Genomic DNA, 23,486 nt, shown 5'->3' with positions numbered 1-23,486 from the left:
TCAGAAGGTTGCGGACAAACTGTGTTTACCGACGACGCGGGCCAGGGCGGCGCAGCCCCCGGCGGCCCCGGAAACAGTGCAGGATCGAACAGGCGCACGGGCGGGGATCTCGTCCAGCTCATCACCCCGGGGGGTGAACGCGTCAGCCATCCCGAGTTCGACCCCTGGGTCCAGGACATCGGCGATGACGTGCTGACCTCCCTCTACGAGGACATGGTGGCCATCCGGAGGATCGACGCCGAGGCCACCGCCCTCCAGCGCCAGGGCGAACTCGCCCTCTGGCCGCCGCTGCTGGGCCAGGAAGCCTCCCAGATCGGCTCGGCGAGGGCCCTGCGCGAGGACGACTTCGTCTTCCCCAGCTACCGGGACAACGGCGTCGCCTACGTCCGCGGGGTCAAGCCGGCGGACATCGTCAAGGCCTGGCGCGGCAACGCCCTCGCCGGCTGGGACCCGTACACCGTGAACGTCGCCACCCAGCAGATCATCATCGGCGCGCAGAGCCTCCACGCCACCGGCTACGCCATGGGCATCCAGAACGACGGCGCCGACTCCGCGGCCGTGGCCTACTTCGGCGACGGCGCCACCAGCGAGGGCGACGTCAACGAGGCGATGGTCTTCGCGGCCAGCTTCCAGGCCCCCGTCATCTTCTTCTGCCAGAACAACCACTGGGCCATCTCCGAGCCCGTGATGCTGCAGTCCCACATCCAGATCGCGGACCGGGCCTCCGGCTTCGGCATCCCCAGCATGCGGGTGGACGGCAACGACGTCCTCGCCGTGCTGGCCGCCACCCGGATCGCCCTGGACCGGGCCCGGCGAGGCGGCGGCCCCACCTTCATCGAGGCCGTCACCTACCGCATGGGCCCGCACACGACGGCGGACGATCCCACCCGGTACCGGGACGCCAACGAGCTCGAGGACTGGGCCGCCAAGGACCCGATCCACCGCCTCAAGGTGCTCCTGGAGCGCAAGGGCCTGCTGACCGCAGACGTGGAAACCGCCGTCGCCGCCACGGCCGACGCCGTGGCCAAGGAACTGCGCTCCGGCACCATCAACATGCCCGAACCGCAGCCGCTGCAGATCTTCGAGCACGTCTACAGCACCCCGCACTCCTGGCTGGACCGCCAGCAGGACCACTACACCCGTTACCTGGCCTCCTTCGGCGATCCCGCAGGTGCCCCCTCCGAAGAAGGTGCTCGCTGATGACGCAGATGACCTTTGCCCGGGCGATTAACTCCGGCCTGCGCAAATCCCTCGACAACGATCCCAAGGTGATCCTCATGGGCGAGGACATCGGCACCCTCGGCGGCGTCTTCCGCGTCACCGACGGGCTGCAGAAGGACTTCGGCAAGCACCGCGTCGTGGACACCCCGCTCGCCGAATCCGGCATCCTCGGCACCGCCGTCGGCCTCGCCTACCGCGGCTACCGCCCGGTGGTGGAGATCCAGTTCGACGGCTTCATCTACCCGGCCTTCGACCAGATCGTCAGCCAGGTCGCCAAGATGCACTACCGGACCATGGGTGCCGTGAAGATGCCCATCACCATTCGCGTGCCCTTCGGCGGCGGCATCGGTTCACCCGAACACCACTCCGAGTCGCCCGAGGCGTACTTCACCCACACCTCCGGCCTGCGCGTGGTCAGCGTCTCCAACCCGCAGGACGCGTACACGATGATCCAGCAGGCCATCGCCTGGGACGATCCGGTCCTCTACTTCGAGCCCAAGCGCCGCTACCACGACAAGGGCGAGGTGGACGAGTCCCTGGACCTCTCCGCTGCCCCGTCGATGGAAAAGGCCCGGGTGGTCACCGAGGGCACCGACGTGACCCTGGTGGCCTACGGCCCGCTGGTCAAGACCGCACGTGACGCCGCGCTCGCCGCCGCCGACGAGGGCGTCTTCGTCGAGGTCATCGACCTGCGCTCCCTCGCCCCGGTGGACTTCGCCACGCTGGAGGCCTCGGTCCGCAAGACCGGCCGCCTGGTCATCACGCACGAGGCCAGCCAGTCCGGCGGCCTCGGCGCCGAGGTCGCCGCGAGCATCACCGAACGCTGCTTCTACCACCTCGAGGCCGCCCCCGTCCGGGTCACCGGCTTCGACGTCCCGTACCCCTACTCCAAGCTGGAAATGCACCACCTGCCCGGACTGGACCGGATCCTCGACGGCGTGGACCGGGCCTTGGGCCGCCCCAACTCTTTGAGCGGGCTGGAAGGATGAGCGCAACCATGATCAAGGAATTCCGCCTCCCGGACCTCGGCGAAGGCCTGACGGAATCTGAAATCGTCGCCTGGAAGGTCGGCGTGGGGGACACCGTCACCCTGAACCAGATCATCGCCGAGGTGGAGACCGCGAAGGCCGTCGTCGAGCTGCCCTCGCCGTTCGCCGGCGTCGTCACCGCGCTGCACGAACAGCCCGGCACCGTGGTGGAGGTCGGCAAGCCGATTGTCTCCTTCGAGATCGAGGGCGACGACGACGGCGGCGCCAGTGCGAATTCGGGCGAGGCGCCCGCCAAGCGGGAACCGACGCTGGTGGGCTACGGCGCCATGCCGGAGGGCTCCGGCCGGCCGGCCCGCCGGGCACGGACCTTTTCCGCCGCGGCTGCACCGGCTGCTTCGGCGGCCGCACCCGCTCCGGCTCCTGCTGCCGCTTCCACACCTGCCCCGGCACCGTCACCCGCCGCCGTCGCCGTCCCGCCGAGTGGCGCCCCTGCTGCCGAGCGGCCCCGCTCCACCCCGCCGGTCCGCAAGCTGGCCAAGGACCTCGGCGTCGACCTCGCCGCCGTCACCGGCACGGGGGAGCACGGCCTGATCACCCGGGAGGACGTGCGGAACTTCGTCGGCGGCGGGGACCTCCCGGTCGCCCCGCAGGAACTGGCCGGCGCGCGGCCGGCTACTGCCCCGGCGGCCGGCGAACGGGAAACCCGGACCCCGATCAAGGGCGTCCGGAAGTTCACCGCCGCGGCCATGGTCTCCAGCGCTTTCACCGCGCCGCACGTGACCGAGTTCCTGACCCTGGACGTCACGCCCACCATGGAACTGCTTGCCAGGCTCAAGGACAGCCGGGCCTTCTCCGGGTACAAGCTCACCCCGCTGACCCTGGTGTCCAAGGCCGTGTTGATCGCCCTGCGCAGCCACCCCACGCTCAACGCCCGGTGGGACGAGGCCAACCAGGAGATCGTCCAGTTCAACTACGTCAACCTCGGCATCGCGGCCGCCACGCCGCGCGGGCTGACCGTGCCGAACATCAAGGACGCGGACCGGATGTCGCTGACCCAGCTCTCCACCGCGCTCACCGGGCTGACCGAGAGCGCCCGCGCGGGCAAGACCGCCCCCGCGGACCTCTCCGGCGGGACCATTTCGATCACGAACATCGGCGTCTTCGGCATCGACGCCGGGACCCCCATCCTCAACCCGGGCGAGGCCGCCATCCTGGCCGTCGGCGCGGTGCGGAAGATGCCGTGGGAGTACCGGGACGAGGTGGCGCTGCGCCAGGTCATGACCCTCAGCCTCTCCTTCGACCACCGGCTGGTCGACGGCGAACAGGGCTCCCGCTTCCTGCAGGACGTAGGTGCGCTGCTGTCCGACCCCGGCATGGCACTCGCCATGGCCTAGGTTCCCAGCCCACGGGGCCGGGCATCCCTCCTTTGCCGGAGGGGCGCCCGGCCCTTTGTCGTTCGGGGGGCAGGGCCGTCCGGGGGAGACCCGCCCAGGGGAGTTCGCCTAGCGCGTGCCGTTGCCCGGGGCCGTAAGGGCGGCCAGGGCCATGCCCTCCAGCAGCGGCCGGGCACGCTTGAGTGCCATCCGGCGGCCCTGGGTGCGGACCGAGTGCGGGGTGGAGTTGATCAGGCCGAAGGTGGCGTGGGCGCGCATCCGCAGTTCGGCCGGGTCCGTGTCCGGGTGCAGTCCGGAGAGCACGTCCACCCACAGCTCTACGTAGTTCCGCTGCAGGGTCCGGACCTCGGCCTGGTCCTCGTCGGCGAGGTTGCTGAAGTCCTGATCCTGGACCCGGATCACGTCCGGGTGGCTGAGGGCGAAGTCCACGTGGAACTCCACCAGCCCGGCGAGGGCGGTCTCCGCGGTCCCGGCGCCGGCCACCACGGCGCGGCCGCCGTCGAGCAGGTCCTGGCTGACGCTGAGCAGCATTGCCCCCAGCACCGCCTGCTTGCCGGCGAAGTGCCGGTAGACGGCGGGGCCGCTGACTCCGGCCGCGGCGCCGAGATCCTCCAGGGAGACGCGGTTGAAGCCCTCGGCGGCGAAGAGGGCGGCCGCGGCCTGCAGCAGCGCCTGCCGGCGGCTCTCCTTGGCCCGGCTGCGCTGGGTTGGCTGGCTGGACTCGGTCACCGGCTCACCCTTCTTCTCGGCTGGTCTGGGTATTAACTGCGCTGTACGGGCTCCGTACAGCGGGCTGCAACCCGCCGCACCGGCGATCCTGTGTTGGACATCACAGTTAGTAGAGACTAACCTAAAACTCAGTTATGCGTTACTAACCGAAATGGCCGGACCGGCAGCCCCAGGGCCCCGGTCCGGCCGGGGATGGAAGCAGTCAATGGAGACAATCGCCAGCCGGGTGGATCCCGGCAGCGCAGGCTTCGCCGCCAACCGGGAGGCCCAGCTTGGCCTGGCCCGGGAACTGAAGGAGCGCCTGGCCGCCTCCGCGCTCGGCGGGCCGGAAAAGTCCCGCGAACGCCACGTCGCCCGCGGCAAGCTGCTGCCGCGCGAACGCATCGACCGGCTGCTCGATGACGGCAGCCCCTTCCTGGAAATCGCCCCGCTCGCCGCGGACGGCATGTACGACGGTGATTCGCCCGGCGCCGGTGTGATCGCCGGCATCGGCCTGGTCCACGGCCGCCAGGTGCTGGTCATCTCCAACGACGCCACCGTCAAGGGCGGCACCTACTACCCGATGACGGTCAAGAAGCACCTCCGCGCCCAGGAGATCGCGCTGGAGAACCGCCTGCCCTGCATCTACCTGGTGGACTCCGGCGGGGCGTTCCTGCCCCGCCAGGACGAGGTCTTTCCGGACAAGGAGCACTTCGGCCGGATCTTCTACAACCAGGCGCAGATGTCCGCGGCGAAGATCCCGCAGATCGCCTCCGTCATGGGCTCCTGCACCGCCGGCGGCGCCTACGTGCCCGCGATGAGCGATGAGACCGTGATTGTCCGCAACCAGGGCACCATCTTCCTCGGTGGCCCGCCGCTGGTGAAGGCGGCGATCGGCGAGATCGTCACGGCCGAGGAACTCGGCGGCGGCGACGTGCACTCGAAGATCTCCGGCGTCACCGACCACCTGGCCGAGAACGACGAGCACGCCCTGCAGATCGTCCGCGACATCGTCTCCACCCTGCCGCGGCCGGCCGCCCCCGCCTGGGAGATCGACACGGTTGTCGAACCCGAAGCGGACCCGGTCGAGCTCTACGGCGCCGTCCCCACCGACGTCAACGCCCAGTACGACGTCCGCGAGGTCATCGCCCGGCTGGTGGACGGCAGCCGCTTCCACGAGTTCAAGAAGAACTACGGCACCACCCTGGTCACCGGCTTCGCCAAGCTGCACGGCCACCCCGTGGGCATCGTGGCCAACAACGGCGTCCTGTTCAGCGAGTCCTCCCTCAAGGGTGCACATTTCATCGAACTCTGCGACCAGCGCGGGATCCCGCTGATCTTCCTGCAGAACCTCTCCGGCTTTATGGTCGGCAAGGATTACGAACAGGGCGGCATCGCCAAGAACGGCGCCAAGATGGTCACCGCCGTCGCCACCGCCCGGGTGCCCAAGCTCACCGTGGTGATCGGCGGCTCGTTCGGCGCCGGCAACTACTCGATGTGCGGCCGGGCCTACTCGCCGCGCTTCCTGTGGATGTGGCCGGCCTCCCGGATCTCCGTCATGGGCGGCAACCAGGCCTCCAGCGTCCTCGCCACGGTGAAGCGCGACCAGTACGAGGCCCGCGGCGAGGAATGGTCTGCCGAGGACGAGGAGGCCTTCAAGGCCCCGATCAAGCAGCAGTACGAGGACCAGGGCAGCCCCTACTACTCGACCGCCCGCCTGTGGGACGACGGCATCATCGACCCCGCGGACACCCGCACCGTCCTGGGACTGGCGCTCGACGTCGTCTCCCGCACCCAGCTGCCGGAGACCTCCTTCGGCCTCTTCCGGATGTGAGCCCCGCCGTGACAGCAACCACCAGCACCCCCGCCGTTTCGACCTCCGCGCCGCTCTTCGGCGCCGTCCTGGTCGCCAACCGCGGCGAGATCGCCTGCCGCGTGATCCGCACCCTCCGCGCCCTCGGCATCCGCTCGGTCGCCGTCTACTCCGACGCCGACGCCGGCGCCCGCCACGTGCGGGAGGCCGACGCCGCCGTCCGGATCGGGCCTGCAGCCGCCACCGAGAGCTACCTCAAGATCGAGGCCATCATCGATGCCTGCCGCCGCAGCGGCGCCGAGGCCGTGCACCCCGGCTACGGCTTCCTCAGCGAGAACGCCGACTTCGCCCGCGCCCTGGAGCGGGCAGGCATCACCTTCATCGGCCCCGGCGTCGAATCCCTGAACATCATGGGCGACAAGATCCGCTCCAAAAACCACGTCACCGGCTACGGCGTCCCCGTGGTCCCCGGCGTCGCCGAACCCGGCATGAGCGACGCCCAGCTGATCGAGGCCGCTGCCGGCGTCGGGTACCCGTTGCTGATCAAGCCCTCCGCCGGCGGCGGCGGGAAGGGCATGCACGTGGTCGAGCGGCCCGAGGACCTCGAAGCCACCCTCGCGACGGCCCGCCGGGTCGCGGCCAGCGCCTTCGGCGACGACACCCTGTTCCTGGAGCGGCTGGTCACCACCCCGCGGCACATCGAGGTCCAGGTCCTCGCCGACAACCACGGCAACGTCATCCACCTAGGAGAGCGCGAATGCTCCCTGCAGCGCCGGCATCAGAAGGTGATCGAAGAGGCCCCGTCCCCGCTGCTGGAGGGCCTTCCCGACGGCGCCGCCATCCGCGCACGGCTCGGCGAGGCCGCCTGCAACGCCGCCCGCAGCGTCAACTACTCCGGTGCCGGCACCGTGGAGTTCCTGGTCTCCGACGACGCCCCGGACGAATTCTTCTTCATGGAGATGAACACCCGCCTGCAGGTCGAGCACCCGGTCACCGAGATGGTCACCGGCATCGACCTGGTCGAATGGCAGGTCCGCATCGCCGCCGGGGAGGAACTCACCGTGGCCCAGGACGACGTTGTCCTCACCGGCCACTCCGTGGAGGCCCGGGTCTACGCCGAGGTGCCTGAGAAGAACTTCCTGCCCTCCGGGGGAGAGGTGCTGCTGCTGGATGAGCGCGGGGAGATCTTCACCGCGCTCGAGGACGCGGACGCCGCCGTTTTGGACGCCGGGGTCCCGGCAGCGGCGGACCCGGACATCCGGATCGACTCCTCGCTGCGGCCCGGCGCCGAGATCTCCAGCGACTACGACCCGATGATCGCCAAGGTTATCGCCCGCGGTCCGGACCGGGCCGCGGCCCTCGCGAAGCTGGACACGGCCCTCTCCCGGTACACGGTGCTGGGTCCTGAGACCAACGTCGAATACCTGCGGATGCTGATCAACGACGAGGACGTCCGAGCCGGCCGGCTCGACACCGGCCTGATCGAACGCAAAATGCCGGGTTTCACCTTCCGCCGGGCCGGCGACGCGGAGCTGATGGCGGCGGCCCTGCCGTTCTGGGTCCTCGCCGAGGGTCCCGCGGGCCTGGGCTCGCCCTGGGACAGCGTCCGCGGCTGGCGGATCGGGGCACCGGCGGCGTGGACCATGAGCTTCGGCATTCCCGGGGGCGGGCTCGCCACCGTGGCGGTCACGTTCGTGGAGAACATCGACCTCGGCCGCGCCCGGGTCCGGGTCGACGGCGGCACCGAGCATGACGTGGCCGTGATCGGCCTCTCCGACGACAACATCCTCTTCGACATCGACAGCGTGGAGCACCGGTTCGCGCTCGCGCAGTCCGGGCACGACTTCCTTCGGGAAGACCCGCCCGAGTTCCTCTTCGTCGGCAACGAGGGCTGGTCCTGCCGGCTCGAGCCGCTGACCCGGGAAGCCCGGCTCGCCCGGGTGCTCGCCGCCGTCGAACGCGAAGAGGGCGCCGCGGACCCCGCGGTGCGCTCGCCGATGCCCGGCACCGTGGTGTCCGTCTCCGTGGCCCACGGCGACGCCGTCACCGCGGGCCAGGCCCTGGTGGCCGTGGAGGCCATGAAGATGGAGCACCAGCTCACCGCACCCCTGGACGGCACCGTCCACCTCAGCATCACCACCGGCGACCTGGTCAAGGCAGACCAGGTCCTCGCCACCATCCACCCACAGGAGTGATCCCCATGCCCGATTTTGAACTCAGCGAGGACTACCAGGACCTCTCCGACACCGTCCGCGACTTCGCCGACCAGGTGGTTGCCCCGGTCTCCGCCAAGCACGACGAGGAACACAGCTTCCCCTACGAGGTCGTCTCCCAGATGGCCGACATGGGCCTCTTCGGCCTGCCCTTCCCGGAGGAAGCCGGCGGCATGGGCGGGGACTACTTCGCCCTGGCCCTGGCCCTGGAGCAGCTTGGCCGGGTGGACCAGTCGGTCGCGATCACCCTGGAGGCCGGCGTCTCGCTCGGCGCCATGCCGATCCACCGCTTCGGCACCGACGCGCAGAAGGAGGAGTGGCTGCCGCTGCTGGCCTCCGGCAAGGCGCTCGCCGGGTTCGGCCTGACCGAACCCGAGGCCGGCTCCGACGCCGGCGGAACCAAGACCACCGCCAGGCTGGAAGGCGTCGGAGACGCAAAAAATTGGGTAATCAACGGCAACAAGGCGTTCATCACCAACTCCGGCACCGACATCACCAAACTTGTTACCGTCACCGCGGTCACCGGCCAGCAGGAACGCCCGGACGGCAGCATCAAGAAGGAAATCTCCACCATTCTGGTGCCCACCAGCACGCTCGGGTTCACGGCGGAGAAGGCCTACAATAAGGTCGGCTGGAACGCCTCGGACACCCACCCGCTGACGCTGGACAACGTCCGGGTCCCGGAGGAGAACCTCCTCGGCACCCGCGGCCGCGGCTACGCCAACTTCCTCTCCATCCTCGACGAGGGCCGCATCGCCATCGCCGCGCTCGCCGTCGGCGCCGCCCAGGGTTGTGTGGACCAGTCGGTGAAGTACGCCAAGGAACGCAGCGCCTTCGGCCAGAACATCGGCAAGTACCAGGCCGTCGCGTTCAAGATCGCCCGCATGGAGGCCCGGGCCCACACCGCCCGCCTGGCCTACTACGACGCCGCCGCCCGGATGCTCGCCGGCAAGCCGTTCAAGACCCAGGCGGCCATCGCTAAGATGATCGCAGGCGAGGCAGCCATGGACAACGCGCGGGACGCCACCCAGGTGTTCGGCGGCTATGGCTTCATCAACGAGTTCACCGTGGCACGCCACTACCGCGACTCCAAGATCCTGGAGGTCGGCGAGGGCACCACGGAGGTCCAGCTGATGCTGATCGCCCGCGAACTGGGCCTGTAGCCGCACGGAAGGACCTTTCGATGATCGACAAAGTTGTTGCCAGCGCCGCCGAGGCCGTGGCGGACATTTCCGACGGCGCCTCGCTTGCCGTCGGGGGCTTCGGCCTCTGCGGCATCCCCGTGGCGCTGATCGCGGCACTGCATGAGCGCGGCGCGACGGACCTGGAGACCGTCAGCAACAACTGCGGCGTGGACGACTGGGGCCTGGGCATCCTGCTCAAGGACGGCCGGATCCGCCGGACCATCAGCTCCTACGTGGGGGAGAACAAGGAGTTTGCCAGGCAGTACCTGTCCGGCGAACTCGAGGTGGTCCTCACCCCGCAGGGCACCCTGGCCGAAAAGCTGCGCGCCGGCGGGGCCGGCATCCCCGCGTTCTACACGCCCGCCGGCGTCGGCACCCAGGTCGCCGAGGGCGGCCTGCCGCAGAAGTACGACGCCGACGGCAACGTCGCGGTGGCTTCCGCGGCCAAGGAGGTCCGGAGCTTCCACGGCGCCGACTACGTGCTGGAGGAGGCGTTGACGCCGGACTTCGGCCTGGTCCACGCCTGGAAGGGGGACCGGCACGGCAACCTGGTCTTCCATGCCGCCGCGATGAACTTCAACCCGCTCTGCGCCATGGCCGGGAAGATCACCATCGCCGAGGTGGAGGAGCTCGTGGAACCGGGGGAGCTGGATCCGGGACAGATCCACGTCCCGGGCATCTTCGTCCAGCGCGTGGTCCTGGCCCCAGAGGCGGAGAAACGCATCGAGAAACGGACCGTGGCCGCCGCATCCGCCGGGCCCGCCGGAACGACAGGAGCCTGACCGTGGAGAGCACCCAGACCCCGGACGGCCCCGCCCGGCCCGAAACCGTCCGGCACGAATACCGGCCGCCCGCCGTCGAACACGGCGCCGTTCCCGGCGGCGCCGACTTTGCCGCGCCGGCCAAGGGCTGGACCCGGAACGAGCTCGCCGCCCGCGTGGCGCGGGAGCTGCACAACGGCCAGTACGTCAACCTCGGCATCGGCATGCCCACGCTGATCCCGAACTACATTCCGGACGGCGTCGAGGTGGTGCTGCACTCGGAGAACGGGATCCTCGGCGTCGGGCCCTACCCGGCCGAGGACAACGTCGACCCCGACCTGATCAACGCCGGCAAGGAGACCGTCACGGTCAACAAGGGCGCCGCCTTCTTCGACTCCGCCGCATCCTTCGGGATGATCCGCGGCGGCCACGTCGACGTCGCCGTCCTCGGCGCCATGGAGGTGGCGCAGAACGGGGACCTCGCCAACTGGATGATCCCGGGCAAGATGGTCAAGGGCATGGGCGGGGCAATGGACCTGGTCTTCGGGGCCAAGAAGGTGATCGTGATGATGGAGCACGTGGACCGCAACGGCAACCCGAAGATCGTGGAGCGCTGCTCCCTGCCGCTTACGGGCAAGGGCTGCGTGGACCGGATCATCACCGACCTCGCCGTCATCGACGTCGTGACCGAGGGCGGGACCTCGCGGCTGGTGCTGCGGGAACTGGCTCCGGACGTGACCGCGGAAGAGGTGGCCGCGGCCACCGGCGCCGAACTTTTCGAGGAAGACCAGGAACTCTCCGTATGACCACCAGCCACTCCCACATGGACGCCGACGCCGGCGGCGCGGGCCGCCGCGTTATCGAACAGCGCGGCCTCTACTTCGACGAGCTTGAGGAAGGCGTCGCCTATGCGCACCGGCCCGGCCGGACCGTGACCGAGACGGATAACGTCCTGTTCACCACCATGACCATGAACACCCAGTCGCTGCACCTGGACGCCGCCTGGAGCGCCGGGCAGCCCTTCGGCCAGCGGCTGATGAACTCCATGTTCACCCTGGCCACCATGGTGGGCCAGTCCGTGCCGCAGCTGACCCAGGGGACCATCATCGCCCAGCTGGGCCTGACGGATGTGTCCTTCCCGCACCCGCTCTTCCACGGGGACACGCTCTACACGGAGACGGTGGTAACAGGGAAGCGGCTCTCCTCGTCCCGGCCGGGCCAGGGCATCGTGACCATGGAGCACACCGGCCGGAACCAGGACGGCACCGTGGTGGCCCGCGCCACCCGCAGCTGCCTGATGTGGACCCGCGACGCGCACACTTCGCAGCAGGCGGGATCGCAGCCGGCGACGCAGCAGAATGGGTCGCGGGAAGCCGCGTCACCGGAAGCCGCCGAAAAGGGGAGAATCGAGGCATGACCTTCCTGATGGGCCCCGCCCTGCTCTTCTGCCCCGCCGACCGGCCCGAGCGCTACCAAAAGGCCGCCGACCGCGCGGACACGGTGATCGTGGACCTCGAGGACGCCGTCGCCCCCGCGGACAAGCAGCGCGCCCGCGGGGCCATCCTGGCCCAGCTCGGCTCGGCCGGTGACGTGCCCGAACTGGATCCCAGCCGGACCATCATCCGGATCAACCCGGCCGGGACCGAGGAGTTCGGGAAGGATCTGCACTGCCTCAAGCACACCCCCTACCGGCACGTGATGCTCGCCAAGGCCGAAAGCGCCGCCCAGCTCCGCGAGCTAGAGGGCTTCAGCGTGATCGCCCTGTGCGAGACGGCGGCCGGGATCGTCAACGCCGCGGCCATCGCGGCCGAACCCAACGTGGTGGGCCTGATGTGGGGCGCCGAGGACCTGATCGCCTCCCTCGGCGGGACGTCCAGCCGGAACGACGACGGCGGCTACCGGGCCGTCGCCCTGCACGCCCGCTCCACGGTGCTGCTGGCCGCCCGCGCCGCCGGCAAGGAAGCGGTGGACTCGGTCTACGTCAACATTCCGGACCTGGACGGCCTGGCCGCCGAGAGCCGCGACGCCGTCGCCTCCGGCTTCGGCTCCAAGGCCTGCATCCACCCGAACCAGGTGGCCGTGGTCCGGGAGGCGTACGCCCCGTCCGAGGAAGAAGTGGCCACGGCGCGCGAGCTGCTCGACGCCGCCGCAGCCGCCGGAACGGGCGTCTTCCAGCACAAGGGCAGCATGATCGACGGGCCTATCCTCAAGCACGCCGAGGCCACGCTCCGCCGCGCCGGGCACTAGCCTTCAGGCCCGCTGGGGGCGGGACCTGCTGGCCTCGCCCTGAATTCTCATCGATTCGCCACAGATGGCCGAAATGCGAGGGTCCATAGCGGCCAACTCCGTCAAATGGGCGTAGGCGGGTGTCACCGGCGTTGCTGCTGGCGTGGCCCGGCCCGACCGCGCGGAAAGCCATGGTGCCCTCCCGGCCACGCCTGAATTCTCATCGATTCGCCACAGATGGCCGAAATGCGAGGGTCTATAGCGGCCAACTCCGGCAAATGGGGCAGGTTACGGACGAAACCTGCCCCGATCCACCCGAAGAATGGGCATGCTCATCGCTGCTGGTGGGGTATGGGCATCCGCATGGCGGCTGGCGCGAAGAATGGGCATGCTCGTCGCAGCTGGTGGGGTATGGGCGTGCTCAGCGGCGCCAGAGGTAGCGGTTCTCCGGCCGGCCGGCGGCGCCGTACCGCGGGGTGAGCCGGGCGAAGCCGTTGACCACCAGATACTCGAGGTAGCGCCGGGCGCTGACCCGGGAGAGGCCCAGCCTCAGAGCGAGCCCGGCCGCGGACACGTCCTCGGGACTGGCCCGCAGCGCCTCGATCACCGCGTCCAGGGTGGGCCGGGACAACCCCTTGGGCAGTCGCACCCCGTCCGCACCGGCACTGACCCCCGCGCCGGTCCCGCCGCCGTCGGCCTCTGACGCCTGACCTGCCGCGTGACCCTCGGCAGCCTGCCCGGCCCCGGCCGCCGCGGTAGCACGCCGGGAGGGTGCCACCAACCGGTCGATCCGGTCCTGGTCCAGCGGCCCGGCCGAGGACCCTGCGGCCAGCTCGTCGCGCAGCGCCACGTACTCGTCCAGGCGCTCGTTCAGGGCCTGCGAGGTGAACGGCTTGACCAGGTAGTGCAGCACCCCTCCGGCCATCGCCGCGCGGACCGTCTCCAACTCCCGGGACGCGGTGATCACCAGGACGTCCGTGGGCTGGTGCGGCCGGTTCCGCAGCTGCCGCAGCACCTCCAGCCCGGACATGTCGGGAAGGTGGATGTCCAGCAGGACCAGGTCCGGCAGCAGCTCCGCGGCGAGGTCCAGTCCCTGCCGTCCCGAGTGGGCGGTGCCGACGACGTCGAAGCCGCCGCGGGCCAGCAGGAACCCGTGATGGATCCCCGCAACCGCCACGTCATCGTCGATGATGAGGGTGCGTATGCCGCTCATAGCCGTTCCAGTGCCGCCTTCCGTGGGGCGTCCGGCCCCGCCGGGGAAGCCGCCGCGGCGCTCCCCGCCGTGTTTGAAGTAACTGTGTGTGAAGTAACCGTGTGTGAAGTAATTGTGCTGAACGTGACCGTAAACCGCGCCCCGCCCAGGTCCGAACGGGTCACCGCCGCCGTCCCGCCGCGCCGCCGGGCAACGCGCTGGACCAGGGCCAGCCCGAATCCGCGGGTGTTCACGCCGTCGGCATCCTTGCTCGTGACCCCGGGTTCGAACACCGCCTGCCGGTCCGCGTCCGGCACGCCCGGGCCGTCGTCCTCGACGGTGAGCACGCGGCCGCCGGCCGGGGTCTCGGCCAGGGCGACGGCCACGGTGCTGTCGTAGCCGGCGGCGTCGACGGCGTTGTCAATCAGGTTCCCCAGCACGGTGATGACGTCGTCGGTCCCGTCCGGGGCGCAGACCGAGTCCTCCGCGACCTCGATGTCGATCCCGCGCTCGGCGCACACCGTGGACTTGGCGATCAGCAGGGCCCGGACGCCGTCGTCGGTGATGCCGGCCGCCAGCGGACGGTTCACGAAGCCGGCATCGGCGGCGCTGCGGCCCAGGAACTCTACCGCCTTCGACTGTTGGCCCAGTTCCAGCAGCCCGGAGACGACGTGCAGCTTGTTCGCGAACTCGTGCGCCTGGGCCCGGAGCGCCAGCGTCACGTCCAGGGCGCCGTCCCGGTCCCGCAGCATGGCGTGCAGCTCGGTCCGGTCCCGCAGGATCAGCACCTTGCCCACCTCCCGGCCGTCCACCGTGGCGGCGTTCACCTTGCCCAGGAGGATCCGCTCGCCGGAGAGGACCAGTTCCTCGGTGCTGGACCCGGCCGCGAGGAGCCGGTGGATGCCCGGCTCCAGGGAGGCGGTGGCGGGGGAGCCGAGGATCTCCTCGCCCACGCCCAGCAGCCGCCGGGCCTCGTCGTTGACCAGCACCACGGTGCCGTCGGCGTCCACCGCCACCAGCCCCTCACCCAGGCCGTGCAGCATGGCGTCCCGGGTCTCGAGCAGCGCAGCGATGTCCTCCGGTTCCAGCTTGTAGATCTGCCGCCAGACCAGCTTGGAGATGTACATCGCGCCGAGGGACCCCAGCAGCGCGGCGCCCACCAGCCAGCCGAAGAGCTGCGGCAGGTCCTCGTAGAGGTCGGCGGCGAGGGTGCTCTCCAGGACCCCCACGGAGGCCGACCCGATCACCGCCCCGTTCCGGTCGAAGATGGGCACCTTGACCCGCCAGGACTCGCCCAGCGTGCCGGTCTGGGTTCCCACGTAGATGTCCCCGGCGAGCGGGACGGACGGGTCCGTGGAGACGTGCTTGCCGATCTCCTCCGGGTTCGGGTGGGACTGCCGCACGCCGAACTTGTCCGTCACCACCACATAGGTGACGTTGGAGGCCTGCCGGATCACCTCGGCGATCGGCTGGATGGTCTCCGCGGGGGCGGGCGTGCCGAAGGCGTTGATGACCGACGGCAGCCGGGCCACACTCTCGGCCACGCCGATCAGCCGGCTCTTGTACGCGTCGCGCAGCTGCGCCTCCTGCATGCGGATTGTCACGACGCCGACGGCGGTGAGCACGGCCAGGACGATGGCCAGCTGGAGGGCCACCAGCTGGAAGCGGAGCGGGACGCTGTGAAACACCTCACAAGTCTGCCACCCGGGACCGCCGCCCGGTGCCGGAAGCCGGCCACGATCCGTGACCAATATGACCACTACTACCTCTACGTCCTAATACTGTCCCGCCACCGTGGCCGCTCCTAGGGTCGGGGAAGTGATTCCAATGATGTGCATCACATGTGTCCAAGGAGAGATCATGACGTTCCACCACACCTTCACCCGCCGCGCCGCCCTCACCGCCGGAGCGGCAGGCCTCGCCCTCACCCTCGCGGCTTGCGGCGGCGGCACCGGCACCGGCAGCGCCGCCGGCAACGGATCCGCCGCCGAACCGGTCAAGAAGCTCAGCATCATCGTCCCTGCCAACCCCGGCGGCGGCTGGGACCAGACCGGCCGGGCCATTCAGGCGGACCTGCAGTCCAACAAGCTCGTCAGCTCCGCCCAGGTCACCAACATCGGCGGCGGCGGCGGCACCAACGGCCTGGCCAAGCTGGCCACCGAAAAGGACGCCAACACCCTGATGGTGATGGGCTACGTCATGGTCGGGGCCGTCGAGACCAACGGCGCCAAGTCCCGCCTGGAGGACACCACCCCGATCGCCCGCCTCACCGAGGAGCCCCTGGTCCTGGTGGTCCCGGCGTCCTCGAAGTACCAGTCCGTCAAGGACCTGGTGGACGACATCAAGGCCAACGGCAAGGGCGTCGCCATCACCGGCGGCTCGGCCGGCGGCGCGGACCACATCCTGGCCGGGCAGATCCTCAAGTCCCAGGGCGTCGGCTCGGACAAGCTGAACTACATCGGCTACTCCGGCGGCGGCGAGTCCATTGCCGCGCTGCTGGGCAACAAGGTCCAGGCCGGTATCTCCGGCATCGGCGAATACGCCGAACAGGTCAAGGCCGGCAAGGTCCGCGCGCTCGCCGTCTCCGGCAAGGGCGAGGTCCCGGCGCTGCCCGGCATCAAGCCGCTCACCGAGCAGGGCATCGACGTCGTGCTGACCAACTGGCGCGGCGTGGTGGCCCCCGGCTCCATCGACGACGCCCAGAAGACCAAGCTGACCGAACTCGTCACCAGGCTGCACGAGACCGAGGCCTGGAAGTCCACCCTGAAGAAGAACAACTGGGACGACGCATTCCTGGCCGGCGACGGCTTCAAGACCTTCCTGGGCGAGGACATCACGAAGGTCAAGACCACGCTGACCGAAATCGGCCTGGTCAAGTAACAGTGTCCGCCCCAACAACAGAGTCCACCCACGTGGAGGCGCCCGCCAAGCGGCCTCTCGGGGAGATTCTCTTCGCCCTCCTGTTCGTCAGCATCGGCGCGGCGGGACTCCTGACGGCGGGATCCATCCCGATCCCGCCGTCGGAGACCGGCATCGGCCCCCGTGCCTTCCCCTACATCGTCTGCGGCACCCTCGTGGCCGTCGGCACCGGCATCGTCATCCAGGTCCTGCGCGGCAAGGTGGGCCAGGCCGAGGAGGGCGAGGACCTCGACGCAGATGCCTCCACAGACTGGGTGGCCCTGGCCAAGCTGGTCGGCTTCGTGGTGCTGCACATCGTCCTGATCGAACCCGCCGGCTGGCCCGTGGCCGCGGCGGTCCTGTTCAGCGGGGCGGCCTGGACCCTTGAGGCCAAGCCGCTCTGGAAGGCGATCGTCGTCGCCGTGATCATGGCACTGCTCCTGCAGTACGTCTTCGGCGGCCTGCTGGGCGTGTCCCTGCCCCCGGGCCCGCTGTTCGAGGGGGTGCCGTTCTTCCATGGATAGCATTACGTTCCTGCTTGACGGCTTCGCCAACGCCCTCCAGCCGGTCTACCTGCTCTACGCCCTGGGCGGCGTCTTCGTCGGCACCGCCGTCGGTGTCCTCCCGGGCATCGGCCCGGCCATGACCGTGGCACTGCTGATGCCCATCACCTATGCCCTGGATCCGGCCGCGGCGCTGATCGTGTTCGCCGGCATCTACTACGGCGGCATGTACGGCGGGTCGACGACGTCGATCCTGCTCAACACCCCCGGTGAATCCGCCTCGATCGTCACCGCCCTCGAGGGCAACAAGATGGCCAAGGCCGGCAGGGGAGCGGCGGCGCTGGCGACGGCGGCGATCGGTTCGTTTATCGCCGGCACCATCGCCACTGTGCTGCTGTCCTTTTTGGCCCCCGTCGTGGCGGAATTCGCCGTCGGCCTCGGCCCGGTGGACTACGTGGCACTCATGGTGGTGGCCTTCCTCACCGTCGGCGCGCTGCTGGGCGCCTCGGTGCTCCGCGGGCTCGCGTCCCTGGCCCTGGGCCTGTTCATCGGCCTGATCGGCATCGACGACAGCACCGCCCAGCAGCGCTTCACCTTCGACAACCCCAACCTGGTGGACGGCATCGACATGGTGCTGGTGGCCGTGGGCCTTTTCGCCCTGGGCGAGGCGCTCTACGTCGCCTCCAAGCTCCGGCACGGTCCGGTGGAGGTCATCCCGGTCAGCAAGGGCAAGAACGCCTGGCTGTCCAAGGAGGACTGGAAGCGGTCCTGGAAGCCGTGGCTGCGCGGAACGTTCATCGGCTTCCCGATCGGCACGGTCCCCGCCGGCGGTGCGGACGTCTCCACGTTCCTGTCCTACGCGGCGGAACGGCGGCTGGCCAAGGGCGAGAACCGGCGCCAGTTCGGCAAGGGCGCGATTGAGGGCGTCGCCGGTCCCGAGGCGGCCAACAACGCCGCCGCCGCCGGTGTCCTGGTGCCGCTGCTGACCCTCGGCATCCCCACCACCGCCACCGCGGCGATGATGCTGACCGCGTTCCAGCGCTACCAGATCCAGCCCGGGCCGCTCCTGTTCGAAAACCAGGGCGCCCTGGTCTGGACCCTGATCGCCTCCCTGTACGTGGGCAACCTGATGCTGCTGGTGCTGAACCTGCCGCTGGTGGGCCTCTGGGTGAAGATCCTGCAGATCCCGAGGCCGTTCCTCTACGCCGGCATCCTGGTCTTCGCGGCCCTCGGGGCGTTCTCGGTGAACTTCTCGCCGATCGACGTCGGGGTGCTGCTGGTGGTGGGCATCCTGGGCTACTTCATGCGCCGCTACGGCTACCCCGTGGCGCCCATGGTGGTGGCGATGATCCTGGGGCCGATGTTCGAGGTGCAGCTGCGGCGCTCGCTGCAGCTCTCCCAGAACGACCCCACCGCGCTGTTCTCCACCCCGTTCGCAGTCGTGGTCTACGCGACCATGGCGCTGATCTTCCTGGGTTCCTGGTGGCTGCGCCGCCGGCAGGCCGCCCTGGAGGCGGTCACCGAGAAGGAATCCGTGTCCGTCTAGGGCGGGAGCATTAGCCAGGCCACCGCGCCTGTTTGCCACGAATGGCCGGAATGGTACCCACCATTCCGGCCATTCGTGTCAGATCGCTGCGGTCCCGGCGGGCACTCAGTCCTCCGGCGGCAGGGACAGCGGCGGGATGGACTCCTCCAGCAGGATCCGGACCCAGCGCTGGCCGGTGGCGCGGAACTCCGCCCGGGTGGCGAAGCGGTAGTGGAAACTCCGGGCCCGCACCCAGCGCGGCCGGGCGCCGTCGAACGGGTCCTCCCGCAGCAGCCGCAGCGTGGGCCGGTCTGCCTCCAGCAGCTTCGCCAGGAACGCGTAGAACCATTGCTCGTGCACGCTGCGCAGCGGCAGGAACCACATCAGCCAGTCCAGCCGCAGGTGGTACGGCGCCCACTGCCGCGGCACGCGCCGGACATCACCGGGCTTGCCGCGGAACCCGTACTCCCGCCAGTCCGCCGCCTCGTCCGGCTCGGGGTCCAGGGTCCCCTCCACCACGATCTCGATCCGCTGCTTGGTCACCGAGCCGAACGCCCCGTAGGCATTGACCAGCTGCCACCGGTTGAACGCGGCATTCATCAGCTGGTACGACGAGACCAGGTTCGCCGCCGGGCGGTAGCTGAGCACCAGCAGCAACACGGTGGCCAGGCTTACCAGCACCAGCCAGGGCAGCGGCGCCTGCGAGCCCTCCGTTGACACGACACCTCCCGCCGGCACTGCTCCCTCCGCCGCACCCGGGGGCCGCCAGCCGGACGGCAGGCCGGGGAACAGGGCGTGCAGCACCGGATCGCTCACCGCCGCGAAAGCCAGCAGAATCGCCATCCAGTTCAGCCACGCGAAGTTGCCGCTGGCCACCAGCCACAGCTGGGTGAACACCACGATCCCCGCGGCCACGGACGCCAGCGGCTGCGGGGCGAACAGGAAGAACGGCACGACCAGCTGGGCGCCATGGTTGCCCAGGACCTCCAGCCGGTGCCAGGCCTTCGGCATCAGGTGGGCCTGGCGGCTCAGGGGCCCGGGCATCGGCTGGGTTTCGTGGTGGTAGTACAGCGCGGTGAGGTCCCGCCACTCCCGGCCGCCGCGGATCTTGATCATCCCCGCCCCGAATTCCAGCCGGAACAGCAGCCACACCAGCAGGAGCAGGACGGTCCGCGGCGGGAGAGTCTGCTCCGAGCCGAGGAACCCCACGGTGAACCCAGCCTCCAGCAGCAGCATCTCCCAGCCGAACCCGTAGAACGTCTGGCCCACGTTCACGATCGACATGTACAGCAACCAGAGCGCCAGGAAAGCCAGCAGCGGCAGCCACGGCGGCCCCTGCTGCGGCAGGCCCAGTACCAGGGCGGCGCCGATCAGCATCCCGACGGCGCAGACCGCGCGCAGCAAACGGTCCGAATAGTGCCAGGCGAACAGGGTGGGTCGAAGCGGGCGCCGGGCGCGGGCCAGGAGCGAGGGGACCGGGAGTAGTCCGCGCTCGCCGAGGAGCGCCGGAAACTGGTTCAGCGAGGAGAGGAACGCGACCACAAAAACGGCCGCGACGCCGCGCTGCAGTACCTGCCGGGCGAATCCGTAGTCCGGCGCGTCAAACCAGGCCGTCCACTCCACGATTCCCACGGTACGCCGCCGCCGGAGGGCGTCAAGGCGCGGCCGGGGCAGTGCCGGTGCGGGATACTGGAGGCATGAAGCCGCGCAGCATTGTCCTCCTCGGATCCACCGGGTCCATCGGTACCCAGGCCCTCGACGTCGTCGACGGGGCGCCCGACCGGTTCGAGATCGTGGCGCTCAGCGCGGGCGGCGGCAACCTTGAACTCCTGGCCCGGCAGGCGGTCCACACCCGGGCCCGCGCCGTCGGCATCGCCGCCGGCGACCCGGCCGGGCTGCAGCGCCTGATTGACGACGCCGCGCGCGCTGCCGGGGTGACCGGGTACCGTCCGGAGATCCTCGCCGGCCCGGACGCCGCCACCCGGATCGCGGAGATCCCCGCCGACGTCGTCCTCAACGGCATCACCGGCTCGATCGGCCTGGCACCCACCCTCGCCGCCCTGAAGTCCGGCGCCACGCTCGCCCTGGCGAACAAGGAATCCCTGATCGTCGGCGGCGCCCTGGTCAAGGCCGCCGCCCGCGAGGGCCAAATCGTCCCGGTGGACTCCGAACACTCCGCCATCGCCCAGTGCCTGCGCTCCGGCACCGCCGCCGAGGTGGACCGCCTGGTCCTGACGGCCTCCGGCGGTCCGTTCCGCGGCCGGACCCGGGCCGAGCTGCTGGACGTAACCCCGCAGGACGCCCTGGCCCACCCCACCTGGGACATGGGCCTGATGGTCACCACCAACTCCGCCACCCTGGTCAACAAGGGCCTTGAAGTGATCGAGGCGCACCTGCTCTTCGACATCCCACTGGAGAAGATCGACGTCGTGGTCCACCCGCAGTCCGTGGTGCACTCGATGGTGCAGTTCACCGACGGATCCACCATCGCCCAGGCCTCCCCGCCGGACATGCGCCTGCCGATCGCCCTGGGCCTCGGCTGGCCGGACCGGGTTCCCGGCGCCGCGTCCCCGTGCGACTGGACCCGGGCCACCAGCTGGACGTTCGAACCGCTGGACGCCGGCGCGTTCCCCGCCGTCGGCCTGGCCAAGGACGCCGCCCGCCGCGGCAGCACCTACCCGGCGGTCTTCAACGCCGCCAACGAGGAAGCCGTGATGGCCTTCCACGCCGGCCGGATCCGCTTCCCCGACATCGTGGACACCGTCGAGGCCGTCCTCAGCGAGCACACAGGATCCTCCGGGCTGACGGTCGAGGCCGTGCTGGATGCTGAAAAGTGGGCACGCGCGCGGACCCTCGAGCGTTTGGCCGTAGGAACCCCCGCCACCCCCAGCCAGTCCGTGCCCAGGAAGTAGCCAGACCCAGCATGAGCCCCGTTCTCCTCTTCATCCTCGGCGTCGTCTTTGTCGTGATCGGCATCGCCGTGTCCATCGCCCTGCACGAGGTGGGCCACCTGGTGCCGGCCAAGCTGTTCAAGGTCCGCGTCACCAAATACATGATCGGCTTCGGTCCCACTCTCTGGTCGCGGCGCCGCGGCGAGACCGAATACGGCGTCAAGGCCATCCCCCTCGGCGGCTTCGTCTCGATGATCGGCATGTACCCGCCCAACCCGGAGGACGGCACCGTCCGGGCCTCCAGCACCGGCATGTTCCAGTCCCTGGCCGCCGACGCGCGGTCGCTGGCGCACGAGGAGATCGGCCCCGAAGACCGGGACCGGGTGTTCTACCGGCTGCCGGTCTGGAAGAAGATCATCATCATGCTCGGCGGCCCGGCCATGAACCTGCTGATCGGCCTCGTGCTGACGGCCGTGCTGCTGATGGGCTTCGGCGTGGCGGGCTCCACCACCACCATTGCCGACGTCTCCAAGTGCCAGGTCAAGGCCGGGGAAACCGTGGACCCGAACTCGCAGGACTGCAAGCTCACCCCCGCGGCCGCCGCCGGACTGAAGCCGGGCGACACGATCACCTCCTTCGACGGCAGGCAGGTCACCAACTGGGACGAGCTCACCGGCTGGATCCGGGCCTCGGCCGGCAAGACCGTGAGCGTCACGGTCCAGCGCGACGGCGCCCCCGTCACCACCACGGTGACCCCGGTGCTCTCCTCCCGCCCGGTGGTCGGCGCCGACGGACGCCAGGCCAAGGACGCGGACGGCAAGCTCCGCTACCAGGACGTCGGTTTCCTCGGCATCGGCCCGCAGTCGGCGCTGGTGCAGCAGCCGGCGTCGGCGGTGCTCCCGATGGCCGGGGAGAACATCAAGCAGATCGCCGGCGTCGTCCTGAACCTCCCGGCGCGCGTGGTGGGCGTGGCGCAGGCGGCCTTCAGTTCGGAGCCCCGGGACCCCAACGGCCCCATCAGCGTGGTGGGCGTCGGCCGGGTGGCCGGCGAGGTCGCCGCCATGGAACAGGTGCCGCTTCAGAGCCGGCTCGCCACCTTGGTGGGCTTGCTCGCCGGGCTGAACTTCGCCCTGGCCGTCTTCAACCTCGTCCCGCTGCTGCCGCTCGACGGCGGCCACGTGGCGGGCGCGCTGTACGAGGGTGCCCGGCGCCGGATCGCCAAGCTCTTCGGCCGGCCGGATCCGGGGGCGTTCGACATCGCCAAGATGCTGCCCGTGACGTACGTGGTGGCGGCGCTGCTGATGGGCATGTCAGCGCTGCTGATTTACGCGGACATCGTCAAACCGGTGAACCTTTTCGGTTGATTCCCGCTACTAAGCCATTTTGAACTGATTTTTGATAATCAGCTTTAGATGGTTGATCTTTATGAATCAGCCGCCTAGGGTTGCGGTATGTACGTCCTGACGATCGACCAGCGCGGCAGCAGCACTGATGTGGACCGGGTCCCCGGCCTGCTGGCGGAGCTGGCCAGACTGGTCCCCGGAGCCACCTTCGAACGCTCCGTGGGCGACGAGCTGCAGGGGGTGCTGCAGTCGCCTGCCGAGGTGGTGGACACCGCCCTGCACGCCCTCCGGGACGGCCACTGGTACGTCGGAATCGGCGTCGGGGCCGTGGACCAACCGCTGCCGGCCAGCCCCCGTGAAGGCTCCGGGCCGGCGTTCGTGGCGGCCCGGCTCGCGGTGGAGCGGGCCAAGGCCGCCGGGCATGTTCCCCTCGCCGTCGAAGCCGGCACCGAGGGGACCCCGCGCCGAGGGGCGGCCTCCCGCCCGGCCGGCGCCGGGGACGGCGCCTCCGGGACACCGGCCGCGCCGCCGGGGGAGCGGGAGGCTGCCAACGCCGAGGCGGTCCTGCGGCTGATCGGCCGCCTGGTCCAGGACCGGACCGCGGCCCAGTGGAAGGTGGTGGACG

General features: G+C 70.0%; 20 protein-coding genes. 16 read left to right on the top strand and 4 right to left on the bottom strand.

Annotated features, from left to right (window positions below):
- The first annotated feature begins 21 nt into the window (after positions 1–21).
- From pdhA to AB0305_RS15500, 3 genes are read left to right on the top strand one after another with little or no spacing between them, the layout of a single operon-like run.
- Positions 22–1,200, top strand: coding sequence for a pyruvate dehydrogenase (acetyl-transferring) E1 component subunit alpha (pdhA, locus tag AB0305_RS15510; protein WP_364137086.1), 1,179 nt, complete (start codon positions 22–24; stop codon positions 1,198–1,200).
- Positions 1,200–2,210, top strand: a complete 1,011-nt coding sequence (locus tag AB0305_RS15505; RefSeq protein ID WP_364137088.1) for an alpha-ketoacid dehydrogenase subunit beta — start codon at positions 1,200–1,202, stop codon at positions 2,208–2,210. Before pdhA ends, AB0305_RS15505 begins: the two co-directional genes overlap by 1 nt.
- Positions 2,207–3,604 (top strand): dihydrolipoamide acetyltransferase family protein, encoded by a 1,398-nt coding sequence (locus AB0305_RS15500; RefSeq protein ID WP_364137090.1) that lies wholly within the window; start codon positions 2,207–2,209, stop codon positions 3,602–3,604. Before AB0305_RS15505 ends, AB0305_RS15500 begins: the two co-directional genes overlap by 4 nt.
- A gap of 108 nt (positions 3,605–3,712) precedes the next feature.
- Here AB0305_RS15500 and AB0305_RS15495 read toward each other — a convergent pair whose 3' ends face one another.
- Complete coding sequence (locus AB0305_RS15495; protein WP_364137092.1) at positions 3,713–4,333, bottom strand: TetR/AcrR family transcriptional regulator; 621 nt, start codon at positions 4,331–4,333, stop codon at positions 3,713–3,715.
- 205 nt (positions 4,334–4,538) lie between these two features.
- Here AB0305_RS15495 and AB0305_RS15490 point away from each other — a divergent pair, with 205 nt between their 5' ends.
- From AB0305_RS15490 to AB0305_RS15460, 7 genes are read left to right on the top strand one after another with little or no spacing between them, the layout of a single operon-like run.
- Positions 4,539–6,146 (top strand): carboxyl transferase domain-containing protein, encoded by a 1,608-nt coding sequence (locus tag AB0305_RS15490; RefSeq protein ID WP_364137094.1) that lies wholly within the window; start codon positions 4,539–4,541, stop codon positions 6,144–6,146.
- Positions 6,147–6,154: 8 nt separating this feature from the next.
- Complete coding sequence (locus AB0305_RS15485; RefSeq protein ID WP_364137096.1) at positions 6,155–8,320, top strand: biotin carboxylase N-terminal domain-containing protein; 2,166 nt, start codon at positions 6,155–6,157, stop codon at positions 8,318–8,320.
- A gap of 5 nt (positions 8,321–8,325) precedes the next feature.
- A complete protein-coding gene (locus AB0305_RS15480) occupies positions 8,326–9,501 on the top strand; it encodes an acyl-CoA dehydrogenase family protein (protein ID WP_364137098.1) in 1,176 nt (391 codons plus the stop codon).
- A 20-nt stretch (positions 9,502–9,521) separates the two neighbouring features.
- Positions 9,522–10,304, top strand: a complete 783-nt coding sequence (locus tag AB0305_RS15475; protein WP_364137100.1) for a CoA transferase subunit A — start codon at positions 9,522–9,524, stop codon at positions 10,302–10,304.
- A gap of 2 nt (positions 10,305–10,306) precedes the next feature.
- Positions 10,307–11,089, top strand: coding sequence for a CoA transferase subunit B (locus tag AB0305_RS15470; RefSeq protein ID WP_364137102.1), 783 nt, complete (start codon positions 10,307–10,309; stop codon positions 11,087–11,089).
- A 17-nt stretch (positions 11,090–11,106) separates the two neighbouring features.
- The gene (locus AB0305_RS15465; RefSeq protein ID WP_364137323.1) at positions 11,107–11,700 is read left to right on the top strand and encodes a MaoC family dehydratase; all 594 of its coding nucleotides are present in this window, start codon (positions 11,107–11,109) and stop codon (positions 11,698–11,700) included.
- Positions 11,697–12,530: a CoA ester lyase gene (locus tag AB0305_RS15460; RefSeq protein WP_364137104.1), complete on the top strand. Its 834-nt coding sequence runs from the start codon at positions 11,697–11,699 to the stop codon at positions 12,528–12,530. The genes AB0305_RS15465 and AB0305_RS15460 overlap by 4 nt, the downstream gene beginning before the upstream one ends.
- 400 nt (positions 12,531–12,930) lie before the next feature.
- Here AB0305_RS15460 and AB0305_RS15455 read toward each other — a convergent pair whose 3' ends face one another.
- Together AB0305_RS15455 and AB0305_RS15450 are read right to left on the bottom strand one after the other, a co-directional pair.
- Entirely contained in the window at positions 12,931–13,722 is a 792-nt protein-coding gene (locus AB0305_RS15455; protein WP_364137106.1) for a response regulator, read from the bottom strand.
- Positions 13,719–15,389 carry a sensor histidine kinase gene (locus AB0305_RS15450; RefSeq protein ID WP_364137108.1) on the bottom strand — a complete coding sequence of 557 codons (1,671 nt, stop codon included), beginning with the start codon at positions 15,387–15,389 and terminating at the stop codon, positions 13,719–13,721. The genes AB0305_RS15455 and AB0305_RS15450 overlap by 4 nt, the downstream gene beginning before the upstream one ends.
- Positions 15,390–15,561: 172 nt before the next feature.
- On the opposite strand from AB0305_RS15450, the gene AB0305_RS15445 reads away from it, so the two are divergent.
- From AB0305_RS15445 to AB0305_RS15435, 3 genes are read left to right on the top strand one after another with little or no spacing between them, the layout of a single operon-like run.
- Complete coding sequence (locus tag AB0305_RS15445; protein WP_364137110.1) at positions 15,562–16,581, top strand: tripartite tricarboxylate transporter substrate-binding protein; 1,020 nt, start codon at positions 15,562–15,564, stop codon at positions 16,579–16,581.
- A 2-nt stretch (positions 16,582–16,583) separates the two neighbouring features.
- Positions 16,584–17,123 (top strand): tripartite tricarboxylate transporter TctB family protein, encoded by a 540-nt coding sequence (locus tag AB0305_RS15440; RefSeq protein WP_290258378.1) that lies wholly within the window; start codon positions 16,584–16,586, stop codon positions 17,121–17,123.
- Positions 17,116–18,648 (top strand): tripartite tricarboxylate transporter permease, encoded by a 1,533-nt coding sequence (locus AB0305_RS15435; protein WP_290258377.1) that lies wholly within the window; start codon positions 17,116–17,118, stop codon positions 18,646–18,648. The genes AB0305_RS15440 and AB0305_RS15435 overlap by 8 nt, the downstream gene beginning before the upstream one ends.
- Positions 18,649–18,753: 105 nt before the next feature.
- Here the strand turns inward: AB0305_RS15435 and AB0305_RS15430 are convergent, their stop codons facing one another.
- Entirely contained in the window at positions 18,754–20,250 is a 1,497-nt protein-coding gene (locus AB0305_RS15430) for a lipase maturation factor family protein (protein ID WP_364137113.1), read from the bottom strand.
- A gap of 74 nt (positions 20,251–20,324) precedes the next feature.
- Here AB0305_RS15430 and dxr point away from each other — a divergent pair, with 74 nt between their 5' ends.
- The 3 genes from dxr to AB0305_RS15415 form a co-directional block, all read left to right on the top strand.
- A complete protein-coding gene (gene dxr, locus AB0305_RS15425) occupies positions 20,325–21,539 on the top strand; it encodes a 1-deoxy-D-xylulose-5-phosphate reductoisomerase (protein ID WP_364137115.1) in 1,215 nt (404 codons plus the stop codon).
- 11 nt (positions 21,540–21,550) lie between these two features.
- Positions 21,551–22,882 carry a site-2 protease family protein gene (locus AB0305_RS15420; RefSeq protein ID WP_364137117.1) on the top strand — a complete coding sequence of 444 codons (1,332 nt, stop codon included), beginning with the start codon at positions 21,551–21,553 and terminating at the stop codon, positions 22,880–22,882.
- Between the two features lie 87 nt (positions 22,883–22,969).
- A partial coding sequence (locus AB0305_RS15415; RefSeq protein ID WP_366173331.1) for a MarR family transcriptional regulator occupies positions 22,970–23,486 on the top strand: 517 nt, incomplete at its 3' end.

The organism is Arthrobacter sp. NPDC080086, from assembly GCF_040702285.1.
This window is presented reverse-complemented; position numbering and strand designations above follow the sequence as displayed.